The organism is Isoptericola sp. NPDC057653, from assembly GCF_042799955.1.
GTDB lineage: Bacteria > Actinomycetota > Actinomycetes > Actinomycetales > Cellulomonadaceae > Isoptericola.
On sequence record NZ_JBHVHP010000004.1, the window covers coordinates 169,835 to 182,126 of the forward strand.

Below are 12,292 nucleotides of genomic sequence, written 5' to 3' on the forward strand. Positions count from 1 at the left end.
CAGGGGGCCGCCGCCATGGTCGTCGAGGACGAAGGAGCGCCCGTGCCACCCGTCGCCACCACCCCGCCCCCGCTCACGCTCTACGGCAGCCTGCGGTGGGACGTCGTGGAACCGCTGCTGCCGGGAGCCGCGGGCCGCGTGCTCGAGGTCGGCTGCGGCCAGGGCGCCGTCGGCGTCCGCCTCGCCGCGCGCGCCGCCGCGTACACCGGGGTCGAGCTCGACGCCGACAGCGCCCGCGTGGCCGAGCAGCGCCTCGTCGACGCGGGCGTGCCCGGCACCGTCGTCCAGGGCCCCCTCGACACCCTCCCCGCCGCCGAGCGCTTCGACCTCGTGTGCGCCTTCGAGGTCATCGAGCACATCGACGACGACGCGGCCGCCCTGCGCGAGTGGGCGGCGCGGCTGCGCCCGGGCGGCACGCTGCTGCTCTCCACCCCTGCCTGGCAGCGCCGGTTCGGCCCCATGGACGAGGCCGTCGGCCACTTCCGCCGCTACGACCCCCGCGCCCTGCGCGACCTGCTCGTCGCGGCCGGGCTCACCGACGTCGGCCTGCGCCTGTACGGCGTCCCCCTCGGCTACGCGCTGGAGGCGGCGCGCAACCAGGTCGCCCGCCGCCGTCCCGGGCTGCGCGAGGAGGGCAGCACCGCGGACCGCACCGCGCGCAGCGGACGGCTCTTCCAGCCGACGACGGAGGCGCAGGGCGCGCTCGTGCGCGCCGCGACCTGGCCGTTCCGCGTCGCGCAGCGCGCGTTCCCGCGCACGGGGACCGGACTCGTCGCGTGGGGGCGGGCTCCGCGCGGCTGACGGGCCCGCGCGTCGGCCGGGACGGGCCCGGCGCACGGTGGCGCGGCGCCGGTCAGCGGTCGAGGAGGCCCAGGAGGTAGGTGCCGTACCCGGACTTCACGAGCTTCTCGGCGCGCACCCGCAGCTCGTCGTCGGTGAGGAACCCGCGGCGCCAGGCGACCTCCTCGGGCGCGCCGATCTTGAGGCCCTGCCGCCGCTCGATCGTGCGGACGTAGTCCGACGCCTCGAGGAGCGAGTCGAAGGTGCCCGTGTCGAGCCAGGCGGTGCCGCGGGGCAGCACCTCCACCTGCAGCGTGCCGCGGTCGAGGTACTCCCGGTTGACGTCCGTGATCTCGTACTCGCCGCGCGCGGACGGCTCGAGGCCCCGGGCGATCTCGACCACGTCGTTGTCGTAGAAGTACAGGCCGGGGACGGCGTAGCTGGACCGGGGGTGCACGGGCTTCTCCTCGAGGGAGAGGGCGCGGCCGGCGTCGTCGAACTCGACGACGCCGTAGGCGGTGGGGTCGGCGACGCGGTACGCGAAGACGGCGCCGCCGGTGAGGCCGTGGAAGCGGGTGAGCTGCCGGCCCAGGCCGGGCCCGTAGAAGATGTTGTCGCCGAGCACGAGGGCCACCTCGTCCTGCCCGACGAACTCCGCCCCGAGCACGAACGCCTGGGCGAGGCCGTTCGGCTCCGCCTGGACCGTGTACTCGATCGAGACGCCGAACTCGGAGCCGTCGCCGAGGAGCCGGCGGAACTGCTCCGCGTCGTGCGGGGTGGTGATGACCAGGACGTCCCGGATGCCCGCCAGGATCAACGTGGACAGCGGGTAGTAGATCATCGGCTTGTCGTAGACGGGCACGAGCTGCTTGCTCACGCCGAGCGTGATGGGGTGCAGGCGGGTGCCGCTGCCGCCGGCCAGGATGATGCCGCGCATGGCAGTTCATTGTGCTGCACCCGGGCGCTGCCGGCCGGGTGAACTCGCGTGCGGCTCAGTCGTCGGCGGCGGTGATCCGCTCCGTCTCGCGCAGGCGCGCCAGGCGTGCGGGGTCCGCCGCGAGCTCGGCCGCGGTGGCGGCGGACGCGAGCACCACGGAGCCGTCGGCGGCCCAGGTGGCGAGCAGGTCGCGCAGCAGGCCCTCGAGGGGCCGGGAGCCGTCGACGAGGACGCGCTCGGCGGACGGCCGAGGCGCGGCCAGCAGGTCGGCGAAGGCGGCGGGGTCGGCGCCGGCCGCCTCGAGCGCGGTGGCGGCGGGGTCGGTCTCGGGCGCCCAGCCGATGACGTCGCCGTAGGTCATCACCGCGCCCGCGGCGTCGACGGCGCCGGCGGGGAGGTCGCCGTCGAAGGACCGTGCCAGGGCCGGCAGGGCCACCGCCACGAGGTCCGCCGCCCCCGGCCCGGACAGGACGTCGGACCAGGCCTCGGGGCGGGAGGTGACGACGACGTCGCCGCCCGCCGCCGGCGTGTCGCCCGCGAGGCGCACCGTCGCCCCGCAGCGCCACGCCGCCAGCGCCCACAGCACGCCGCGCCAGTGCGCCGGGACGTCGAGGGTCACGACCGTGCCCGGGGCGGCGTCGAACTCCTCGACGAGAAGGTTGACGGTCTTGTTCACCCAGTTCTGCAGGACGGCACCGGAGAGCTCCACGCGCTCGCCGCCGTCGCCGTACCAGGTGAGCCGCGGGCGGCCCGGGTCCGACACGACAAGATCGAGCATCTGCGAGATCGTCGACGGTGTCCGGTGGGCGGCGGGGAGCGGGTTCACGCAGGTCAGCCTACGAGGGCACCGGAGGGTCGACGGCCGCCGCGCATGTGAATGGGCGGTGGAGATCGAGATCACTAGCACATTTCGACTTGACGCCTTCGAAAGACACGCGTGTAATTCCAGGTATGCAGTTTCCCTAAAGAACGGCATGGAGGGGCACGCCATGTGGAACTTGCTCGATGGGGACCGGGGGGTCTTCCCGTCAGACGTCGGTCGTGAGCCCGAGCGCGTAGCGCCGGTGCTGCCGTTGTTCGGTGACGCCACGGTCGACGACGAGACTCTCCTGGGGTGGCAGGAAAGAGCCCTGTGCGCCCAGACCGACCCGGAGGCCTTCTTTCCCGAGAAGGGCGGGTCCACGCGCGAGGCCAAGAAGGTCTGCACGTCATGTGAGGTCCGGGCCGAGTGCCTGGACTATGCGCTCGCGAACGACGAGCGGTTCGGCATCTGGGGCGGGCTCTCCGAGCGGGAGCGCCGCAAGCTGAAGCGCCGCGCCGTCTGACCGAGCGCTGAACCGGAGGGGATGTCCGGCCCGACACGCACGGGTCGGATATCCCACGACGGGATCGGGGCCCGTCGCATCATGGCGGGCAGGATGACTGCTCCGCACCCGACCCCAGCCCGCCCCGGCGGAGAGGTCGCACCTCCGGGCGCGACCGCCGCCGTCGCGCCCGTTCCCGCCGCCGGTGACCGCATGGACGGCACCGGCGCCGTCCCGCTCGTGGTCACCGTGACGGCCGTGGTCGTCACCCGTGGACGCACGCCGTTCCTCGACGCGACGCTCGACGCGCTCGCGCGCCAGGAGCGCGTCGCCGACGAGGTCGTCGTCGTGGACGTCGGGGCCTCGGAGACCACCGCGCTCCACCCCGACCTGCGCCTGGGCGGCGCCCGCTTCGTCGCCGCTGCCGGCGTCCGCAGCCTGGGCGAGGCCGTCGACCGCGCCAACGAGGCGGTGGGCGTGCCCGAGACCGGGTGGCTGTGGATCCTGCACGACGACTCCGCGCCGGACCCGGACGCCCTCGCCCGCCTGCTGCGCGCGGTGGAGCACTCGAGCGCGGTCGCCGTCGCGGGCTGCAAGCAGCGCCGCTGGCCCGTCGCCGCGGACGGGACCCCCGCCGCCGAGGCCAGCATGCTCGTCGAGGTCGGCAGCACCGTCTCCCCGCTGGGGCGGCGGATGACCGGCATCGACGACACGGAGATCGACCAGGGCCAGCACGACGCCCGCGAGGACGTGCTCGCCGTCGGCCTCGCCGGCGCCCTGGTCCGCGCGCACGTGTGGGCCGAGCTGGGCGGCACCGACCCGGAGCTCGGGCCGTTCGGCGACGGACTGGACCTGTGCCGGCGCGCGCGGCTCGCGGGCCACCGCGTGGTCGTGGTGCCCGACGCGGTGGTGCGGCACGCGCAGGCGTCGCTGCTCGGTCTGCGCGGTCGCCCCGACGCCGCCCCCGACCTGGAGGCGTCTCGCTACGCCCGGCGCCGCAGCCAGCTGTACCTGCGGCTCGTCGACGCCCCGCTGCCGCTGCTCCCGTTCGTGTGGCTCGCCACGCTGGTGTGGGCGCCGTTCGCGGCCATGTACCGCCTGGCGCTGAAGCGGCCCGCGCACGCCCGCGACGAGCTGGTCGCGGCCGTGGTGACGGCCCTGCGCGTGGTGCCGCTGTACCGCGCCCGGCGGCGGGCCGCCCGCACCCGGCGGCTGCCGCGACGGGTGCTGACGCCGCTGCTCGGCACCTGGCGGCAGGTGTTCGGCGAGCGCCGGGACGCGCGCCTGGCGCGGGCCGAGGCCCAGCGCGCGCGGTGGGCGCCCAGCGAGCTCGAGCGCGCGGACCTGCGCCGCCTCGCGGGGACCCGGCGCATCGTCCTGGCCGCCGTCATGGTGGCCGTCGTGGCGCTCGACGTCGCGCTGTTCGGGCCGTGGCAGGGCGTGCTGGCCGACGGCGGCCGGGTCGTGGGCGGCGGGCTGCTGCCCGCGCCCGGCACCGTCGGCGACGTGTGGGAGGCCGCGACCTCCGGGTGGGTGCGCGACGGGCTCGGCGTCCGCGCGGCCGCCGACCCGCTCCTGATGCCCCTGACCGCGTTCGCCGCCGTCGCGGGCGGCGGGCTGCAGACGGCGGTGAACGCCCTCGTGGTCGCCGCGCTGCCCCTGGCCGCGCTCGGCGGCTGGTTCGCCGCGGGATCCCTGACCCGGTCCGTGGCGGTGCGCGCCGTCGCCGCGCTGGCCTGGGCGGCCGCGCCCGGGTTCCTCGCGTCGCTCGGCTCCGGCCGGCTCGGCGCCGTGCTCGTGCACCTCACCCTGCCGTGGCTGCTCGTCGCCGTGCTGCGCACCGTCGGGGCGCACGCGCGCGACGTCGTGCACACGCCCGTGCGGCGGCGCGGCTCGCTCGGGGCGGCCGGTGCCGCCGGCCTGCTCCTCGCCGTCGCCGTCTGCGCGGCCCCGGTGCTGCTGCCGGTGGCCGCGGTGCTCCTCGGCGTCGGGGCCCTCGTCGTGCGGCGCTCGTGGCGGTCGCTGCTGCTCGTGCTGCTGCCGGCCGTCGTCGTCCCGCTGCCGTTCTGGGGCGAGGTGCTCGGCAGCTGGTCGAGCGGCGGGTGGCGGCTGCTGGTCGCGGAACCGGGCGCCCCGGTGGCCGCGCAGGGCACGCCCACCGCCGTCGAGCTGCTGCTCGGCCTGCCGGGGGACACCGCCTGGTTCGAGCCGTGGCTGGGCACCGACGGCGTGCTCGGCCGCCTCGCCGTGGTCGGCCCGGCGCTGCTGGGCGCGGCCGTCCTCGTGCTCGCCGCCGTCGCCCTGGTGCGGCGCCGCGCGGTGCGCGGGGTGCGCCTCGCGTGGCTGGCCGCGGCCGCCGGTCTCGGCACCTCGGTGGTGGCGGTCGCGACCGTCGTCGCGAGCGGGACGACGACGGACGAGGCCGCCGCGGGAGTCACCGGCTGGCCCGGCGTGGGGCTCTCGGTGCTGCTCCTGGCGCTGGGTGCGGCCGCGATCTGCGCGCTCCCGTCGACCGGCCGCGTGCCGACGGCGGCGCCCGTGGTGCGGCCCGAGCGCAGCCGGCTGCAGCGCGTCGGGTCCGCGGGGGTGGTGGCCGTCGGCGTGCTGGCCCTCGCGCTGCCGGCGGCACAGCTCGGCTCGTGGGTGCTCGGCTCCACCGGCGGGGGCGCCGTCGGCGACCTGCGCGCCGCGGAGCAGCCCGTGGTCCCCGCGGTCGGCACGCAGATGCAGGCGCCGCCGCGCTCCGCGCGCGTGCTGCAGGTGGACCGGGTCCAGCCCGGCGGCGACGGCGCGACCCCCGGCGGTGCGTCGGGGGCGGCGGTGGTCGACTACGCCCTGCTGCACGCGGACGGCACGCGGCTGGAGGACTCGTCGACGATCGTGCGGGCACGCGCCGCCGGCGTGGTCGCCGGCCCGGACCGCGCGGACACCGCCCTGCTCGACCAGGTCGTGGCCGAGGTCGCCACGGGTCGGTCCGCCGACGTAACCGACCGGCTCGCGGCGCTGGGGATCGGCGCCGTGCAGGTCCCCGCCGGCGGCGACGCGGACCTCGTCACCACGCTCGACCTCGTGCCCGGGCTCGCCCGGGTCACCGAGGAGGGTGCGCTGGTGTGGCGCGTCACGACCGACGGTCCGGCGCCCGGCTGGGCCACGGTGCTGCGCGGCAGCGGCGACGCCGACGGCACGCCCACCCCGTTCTTCGCGCCGAAGAGCGCCGTGCGGACCCTGCCGTCCGACGGCACCGGCGCGAGCGCACGGCTGGCCCAGGGCGGGGAGGAGCGCACGCTGCGGATCGCCGAGTCGGCGGACCCGGGCTGGCGCGCGACCCTCGACGGGCGGCGGCTGGCCGCCGTGGACGCCGGCGGCACGCAGGCCTTCGCGGTCGGCCCCGAGGCGGGCCGCGTGCAGGTGGTCTACGAGTCGCCCCACCGCACCGCGTGGCTCGCGCTCGCGGGCGTCGTGCTCCTGGTGCACGCGCTGCTGGCGCTGCCCGTCGGACGGCGGCGCGGACGATGACGGCGCGACGGAGCGGAAGGACGGGGGAGGACGTGCGGGACACCCGGGTGCGGCGCGGGGTGCGCGCCACGACGGCGGCGGTCACGGGGCTGGCGGCCGTGGCGGCGCTCGCCGCCGTGGCCGTGCTCGGTGACCAGTGGGCGCAGTCCTGGACGGGGGCGGAGCAGCGGGCCGTCGCGGCCGGGACGCGCACCGTGGGCGTGCAGCCCGCCGACGTCACGCTCGTGTGCCCCCCGCCCGTCGCGCTGCCGAAGGGCGCCGACGTCGGCGACTCCCAGTTCGACGCCACCCCCGTGCCGACCACCAGCCGCCTCGGCGCGGTCGTGCTCGGCGGGGCGGAGGAGGGCGTGCGCACGACGGGGCTCGACGGGAGGTCCGCGGACCCGCTGGCCGTCGGCGACGCCGGCGCCGCGCAGCAGGCCGACGTGACCGGGACCCGCGTGCTGCGGGCGACGCCCGTGGCCGACGAGCCGTTCCGCGCCGCGGGCACGACGGCGTCGGTCACGACGCAGGGCGACCTGCGCGGGCTGGGCGCCGGGTCGTGCGCCGCGCCGTCGACGTCCCTGTGGCTCGTGGGCGGCGGCACCGAGGTGGGCCAGACGGCCACCCTCACCGTGCAGAACCCGTCCGAGCGCCCCGCGACCGTCGCCCTCGACGTGTACGGCCCGAACGGGCCGGTGGCGCTCGGCGGCAGCGGCACGTTCACCGTCGCGCCGCACGACCAGGTGACGACCCGGCTCGAGTCCGCGGCCCCCGAGCAGGACCGGCTCGCGGTGAACGTGCGCGCCTCCGGCGCCCGGGTGACGGCGGCACTGCAGACGCAGGCGATCGACGGGCTGCTGCCCGCCGGCGTCGACCTGCTGACGCCCGGCGCGACGCCGCGCGAGTCCTTCGCGGTGGGCGCCGTGCTGAGCCGCGGCGAGGCGGTGGACGACCCGCACGCGCCGCGCCTGCGCGTGCTCGTGCCGGGGGAGGCCGACGGGACGGCGCGGGTCACGGTGTACGGGCCGTCCGGGCCCGTGGTGCTGCGCGGCGCCGACGAGGTGGACCTGCCGGCCGGCGTCGTGACGGACGTGCCGCTCGGCGGCCTGCCCGAGGGCGCGTACACGGTGGTGGTGGACGCCGACGTGCCCGTGGTGGGCGCGGCCCGGTCGGACCAGCCCGGCGCGCAGCCCGACGACTCGGTGGTGGACGGCACGCCCTACGACGTGGCCTGGTCCGCCGGGCAGCCGGTCGCCGTGACCGGGGCCGCCGGGGCCGCCGGGGCCGCCGGCCAGCTGGGCGTGCCCGGCGGGGTGCGCACGGGGGTCGTGCTGTCGGCGCTGCCCGCGGAGCGCGGCCCCGACACCGACCCGACCGGCGGCGTGCCCGTCACGCTGCGCGTCTACGACGCGTCGGGAGCCGAGATCGGCAGCACGGAGGTCGACCTCACCGCCGGGGCCACGGCCTCGGTGGCGCTGGCGAGCGTCGTCGACGACGGCACCGTGCCCGCCGGCGTGAGCGTGGACCGGGGCGACGCGAAGGGCGGTGACGTGGCGGTGGCGTGGGCGGCGGTGCTGCGCGCCGACGACGGCACGGGGTCCGCGGGCACCCTCGTCGCGTCGGTCGCGCCGACCGCGGCGGTCACCACCCCCGGCGCCGTCGACGTGCGCGCCGTCGACGCCGGCTGACGACCTGACCCGGCGGCGCTCGGCCGGTCAGGAGTCGTAGCCGGGGTCGATCTCCTCGGGCGTGCGGGCCAGGAGGTGCGCCACCTGCTCGACGACGACGTCGCGGACCAGGTCGGCCCGGTCGAGGTCGTCGGCGGCGCGGAAGTCCACGGGACGGCGGTAGACGACGACGCGCGCCGACCGGCCCGACTCGGCGGGGAAGCAGCGGCCCAGCGGCACGCCGTCGGCCTCCCACGGCGCGGGCTCCGACGGCGGCACGTCCTCGACGGCGAACTCCGTGCCCGCGAGCTGGGGCCCCCACCGGCGCTGCAGCGACTCCACGACGTCGAGCACCAGGTCGTCGAACTGCTCGGCGCGGGTGCGGTGCGCGGGCATCCCCGGCGGCAGCAGGGGGCCGCGCACGCCCCGTCCCCGACGGTCGCGACGGCGCACCGGGGGCCCGGGCTCCTGAACGGGCACGGGGTCGCGGTCGGGTGCGGGGTCGGGGGCGTGGTGCACCCGACGAGCCTATGCCGGGCGGGGGCCCGATCACGGGTCACGGTGCGATCACGGCGGCGCCGGCGCGGCGAGCCCCGCGCGCGGGCACCCCGCCTCGGCGTATTGTCCCGGACGTGAGATCGGTGAGGCAGTGCTCGCGCACGGCATGCACGCATGCGGCGGTCGCGACGCTCACGTACGTGTACGCGGACTCCACGGCCGTGCTGGGTCCGCTCGCGCAGCACGCCGAGCCGCACAGCTACGACCTGTGCGCCCAGCACGCCGAAGGGCTGACCGCGCCCCGCGGGTGGGAGGTCGTGCGCCTCACCCCCGCGTTCGAGGAACCGGCGCCGTCGCCCGACGACCTGTCCGCGCTGGCGGAGGCGGTGCGCGAGGCCGGCCGGGTGCGGCAGGAGCCGGCCGGCGAGCCGGCGTCCGTCACCGAGACCGCGCGCCGCGGCCACCTGCGCGTGCTGCGCGAGGCCGACTGACCTCGCGGTCCTGACCGTTCGCCTCCCCGCCCTGGCCGCGGGTCAGGGCACCCAGGCGCACACGGCGTGCCCGGAGCCGGACAGCCGCAGCGGGCCCGCGTCGTGCGGGACGAAGACCGAGGCGCCGCGGCCGAGCGTCGCGGGCGCGGGGCACCCCTCGGCGCCGACCTCGAGGTCGCCCGACAGGCAGAGCACGATGCGCGGCCCCTCCGCGGGCAGCTCGACCTTCTCGTCCGGGCCGACGTCCGCCAGGGTCAGCGCGAACTCCCGCACCGGCGCCCGGTAGGTCGTCACCTGCCCCCGCCCGCCGGCGGCGCGGGTGCGCGGCGGCTGCGGCGGCCGCGGCACGAACGACGCGCACTCGACGAGCGCCTCCTCGTCGACCAGCTTGGTGGTGAGCCCGGCGCGCAGCACGTTGTCCGACGACGCCATGATCTCCACGCCCAGGCCCGACAGGTAGGCGTGCACCTCGCCGGCCGGCAGGAACAGGCCCTGCCCCGGGTCGAGGGTGACGCGGTTGAGCAGCAGGGACGCGAGGGCGGCCGGGTCGCCGGGGTGCTCCGTGGCGAGCTGGAGCACGGTCGCGTCGGCGCGGGACGACGGCGAGCCCGAGGCGAGGCGGGCGGTGACGGCGGCGACCGTCGTCGCGACGTCGTCCGGGGTCCCCGCGTCGTGGCGCGCGACGACGAGGCGGGTGAACGCGGCCTTCACCCCACCGGGCGACCGGTCGGCGGCGAGCAGCGCCCGGACGTCGCCCACCAGGGCGCCGTCGAGCCCGTCCAGCAGGTCGAGCACGGCGCGCGGTGCGCGGAAGCCGGCCAGGCCCTCGAACTCGGTGAGGGCCACCACCATCTCGGGCTTGTGCTGGTCGTCGTGGAAGGAGCGGCACGGGTCGCCCGGCGGCAGCCCCTGCCGGTTCTCGCGGTTGAAGCCGGCACGGGCGGCGTGCGGCTTGGGGTGCACCTGGAGGGAGAGCGAGCGGTCCGCGGCGAGCACCTTGAGCAGGTAGGGCAGGCGGGGGCCGTACTCGTCGGCGACGCGGCGGCCGAGCATGGCGTCCGGGGCGGAGCGCACGAGCTCGAGCAGGGACCCGCCGCCGTCCACCCGGGAGGGTGCGCTGGGATGGGCGCCGAGCCACAGCTCGGCGGCCGGCGTGCCGTCGGGGACGGTGCCCAGCAGCTCCTGGATCCGCGTGCGGGAGCCCCAGTCGTTGTGCTGGACGCTGTTCTCCAGCGGGTAGAGCTCGGGCACGGGCACCACCCTTCCACATGCGTGGCCGTCGGAGCCCGCGGGCGCGGCAGAACCACCCGCCCGGAGCGGGAGGGGGCACGTACGCTGTGGACGTGACGATCGACCTGGCCACCATCATCAAGGCGTACGACGTGCGCGGCACCGTGCCGGACCAGCTCTCGCCGGAGGTGGCCCGCGCGATCGGCGCGGCCTTCGCCCGCGTGGTGGCGGCGCCCGAGGGGGCGAGCCGGGTCGTCGTCGGGCACGACATGCGCGACTCGGGCCCCGAGCTGGTCGAGGCGTTCACCGCGGGCGTCGCCGCCGCCGGGCTCGACGTCGTGCGGATCGGCCTGTGCTCGACCGACGGGCTGTACCACGCGTCCGGCGCCCTGGACGCGCCCGGCGCGATGTTCACCGCGTCGCACAACCCCGCCGTCTACAACGGGATCAAGCTGTGCCGCGCCGGGGCGCGCCCGGTCGGGCAGGACACCGGGCTGACCGAGGTGCGCGAGCTGGCCCAGCGCCTCCTGGACGACCCGGCCGCGGAGGAGACGGCGCCCGCCGCGGGCGCCGTGACCGACGCCGACACCCTCGCCGACTACGCCGCGTTCCTGCGCGGCCTGGTGGACGTCTCCGGCATCCGGCCGCTCAAGGTCGTGGTGGACGCCGGCAACGGCATGGCCGGGCACACCGTGCCCGCGGTGCTCGGGACCGCCGCCGGCCTGCCCGCGCTGCCGCTCGACGTCGTGCCGCTGTACTTCGAGCTGGACGGCAGCTTCCCGAACCACGAGGCCAACCCGCTGGACCCGAAGAACCTCGAGGACCTGCGGGCCGCCGTCGTGGAGCACGACGCCGACCTCGGGCTGGCGTTCGACGGGGACGCCGACCGCTGCTTCGTCGTCGACGAGCACGGCGACCCGGTGTCGCCGTCGGCGGTCACCGCGCTGGTCGGGCTGCGCGAGGTGGCCAAGGAGCTCGAGGCGGGCCGCACCCCCACGGTGATCCACAACCTCATCACCTCCCGCGCCGTGCCCGACCTGCTGCGGGCCGCGGGCGCCACCACCGTGCGCACCCGCGTCGGGCACTCGTTCATCAAGGCGCAGATGGCCTCCCACGACGCCGTGTTCGGCGGCGAGCACAGCGCGCACTACTACTTCCGCGACTTCTTCTTCGCCGACACGGGCATGCTGGCGGCCCTGCACGTGCTGGCCGCCCTGGGCGGGCAGCCGCACCCCCTGTCGGTGCTGGCGGAGATGTACTCCCCGTACGTGGCGTCGGGGGAGATCAACTCGACGGTGCCGGACGCCGCCGCCGCGACGCGGAGGGTGCGCGAGGCGTACGACGCCGCCTACCCGCAGGCCGACGTCGACGAGCTCGACGGGCTCACCGTGGCCCACTGGGACGGCCACCCGCAGTGGTGGTTCAACCTGCGGGCGTCGAACACGGAGCCCCTGCTGCGGCTCAACGTCGAGGCGGCGGACGAGGACATCATGGTCAAGGTGCGCGACGACGTCCTGTCGCTCGTGCGGCGGACGGAGGACGCATGAGCGACGGCACGAACGGCACCGGCGCCCCGGGGGCGGCGACGGTCGACCCGTGGGTGCGCGGCATCCTGCGCTGCCCCGTCACGGGCGCCGAGCTGGTCGACGCCGTCGGCCCGGACGGGGAGCCCGAGCTGCGCTCGACCGACCCGGAGCGCCCGCTCGCGTACCCCGTGCGCGACGGCATCCCCGTGCTCCTGGAGAGCGACGCGCGACCCCTCTGACGGGCCCTCTCGGCGGCCCTCCCGAGGGCCCCGGCGAACACCCACGGAGCGCACCGTGGCGCGCAGATGAACACTCGATGAGCAGCCGGTGATCCCGCCGGTTTCCGGCCTTGCGGCGGCCA

The 12,292-nt window shown here is 77.3% G+C and carries 11 protein-coding genes; 7 read left to right on the forward strand and 4 right to left on the reverse strand.

All coding sequences use genetic code 11. From position 1 onward, the window contains the following. The first annotated feature begins 42 nt into the window (after nucleotides 1-42). Complete coding sequence (locus tag ACFU9A_RS20385) at nucleotides 43-801, forward strand: class I SAM-dependent methyltransferase (RefSeq protein ID WP_430577128.1); 759 nt, start codon at nucleotides 43-45, stop codon at nucleotides 799-801. A gap of 52 nt (nucleotides 802-853) precedes the next feature. On the opposite strand, the gene rfbA is transcribed toward ACFU9A_RS20385, so the two are convergent. Continuing rightward, a complete protein-coding gene (rfbA, locus tag ACFU9A_RS20390) occupies nucleotides 854-1,717 on the reverse strand; it encodes a glucose-1-phosphate thymidylyltransferase RfbA (RefSeq protein WP_430577129.1) in 864 nt (287 codons plus the stop codon). A gap of 55 nt (nucleotides 1,718-1,772) precedes the next feature. Then, nucleotides 1,773-2,543, reverse strand: a complete 771-nt coding sequence (locus ACFU9A_RS20395; RefSeq protein ID WP_430577130.1) for a TIGR03089 family protein — start codon at nucleotides 2,541-2,543, stop codon at nucleotides 1,773-1,775. Between the two features lie 163 nt (nucleotides 2,544-2,706). On the opposite strand from ACFU9A_RS20395, the gene ACFU9A_RS20400 reads away from it, so the two are divergent. From ACFU9A_RS20400 to ACFU9A_RS20410, 3 genes are all read left to right on the forward strand, one after another. Continuing rightward, nucleotides 2,707-3,042 (forward strand): WhiB family transcriptional regulator, encoded by a 336-nt coding sequence (locus ACFU9A_RS20400; protein ID WP_380244291.1) that lies wholly within the window; start codon nucleotides 2,707-2,709, stop codon nucleotides 3,040-3,042. A 192-nt stretch (nucleotides 3,043-3,234) separates the two neighbouring features. After that, complete coding sequence (locus tag ACFU9A_RS20405) at nucleotides 3,235-6,537, forward strand: glycosyltransferase (protein ID WP_430577131.1); 3,303 nt, start codon at nucleotides 3,235-3,237, stop codon at nucleotides 6,535-6,537. Between the two features lie 32 nt (nucleotides 6,538-6,569). Next, a complete protein-coding gene (locus ACFU9A_RS20410) occupies nucleotides 6,570-8,207 on the forward strand; it encodes a DUF5719 family protein (RefSeq protein WP_430577132.1) in 1,638 nt (545 codons plus the stop codon). Between the two features lie 27 nt (nucleotides 8,208-8,234). Here the strand turns inward: ACFU9A_RS20410 and ACFU9A_RS20415 are convergent, their stop codons facing one another. After that, entirely contained in the window at nucleotides 8,235-8,609 is a 375-nt protein-coding gene (locus ACFU9A_RS20415) for a metallopeptidase family protein (RefSeq protein ID WP_430577133.1), read from the reverse strand. 209 nt (nucleotides 8,610-8,818) lie between these two features. Between ACFU9A_RS20415 and ACFU9A_RS20420 the strand changes: the two genes are divergently transcribed. Beyond that, complete coding sequence (locus ACFU9A_RS20420) at nucleotides 8,819-9,175, forward strand: DUF3499 domain-containing protein (protein ID WP_430577134.1); 357 nt, start codon at nucleotides 8,819-8,821, stop codon at nucleotides 9,173-9,175. A 42-nt stretch (nucleotides 9,176-9,217) separates the two neighbouring features. Here ACFU9A_RS20420 and manA read toward each other — a convergent pair whose 3' ends face one another. Continuing rightward, nucleotides 9,218-10,426, reverse strand: coding sequence for a mannose-6-phosphate isomerase, class I (gene manA / locus ACFU9A_RS20425; protein ID WP_430577135.1), 1,209 nt, complete (start codon nucleotides 10,424-10,426; stop codon nucleotides 9,218-9,220). Between the two features lie 92 nt (nucleotides 10,427-10,518). On the opposite strand from manA, the gene ACFU9A_RS20430 reads away from it, so the two are divergent. Next, nucleotides 10,519-11,952, forward strand: a complete 1,434-nt coding sequence (locus ACFU9A_RS20430; protein WP_430577136.1) for a phosphomannomutase/phosphoglucomutase — start codon at nucleotides 10,519-10,521, stop codon at nucleotides 11,950-11,952. Continuing rightward, nucleotides 11,949-12,170, forward strand: a complete 222-nt coding sequence (locus ACFU9A_RS20435) for a Trm112 family protein (protein ID WP_430577137.1) — start codon at nucleotides 11,949-11,951, stop codon at nucleotides 12,168-12,170. Before ACFU9A_RS20430 ends, ACFU9A_RS20435 begins: the two co-directional genes overlap by 4 nt. Nucleotides 12,171-12,292 lie beyond the last annotated feature (122 nt).

What these genes read in the sequence shown, in the direction of transcription:
- rfbA (WP_430577129.1), bottom strand. Translation starts at nt 1,717, where the DNA reads ATGCGCGGCATCATCCTGGCCGGCGGCAGCGGCACCCGCCTGCACCCC.
- ACFU9A_RS20400 (WP_380244291.1), top strand. Translation starts at nt 2,707, where the DNA reads ATGTGGAACTTGCTCGATGGGGACCGGGGGGTCTTCCCGTCAGACGTC.
- ACFU9A_RS20405 (WP_430577131.1), top strand. Translation starts at nt 3,235, where the DNA reads ATGGACGGCACCGGCGCCGTCCCGCTCGTGGTCACCGTGACGGCCGTG.
- ACFU9A_RS20435 (WP_430577137.1), top strand. Translation starts at nt 11,949, where the DNA reads ATGAGCGACGGCACGAACGGCACCGGCGCCCCGGGGGCGGCGACGGTC.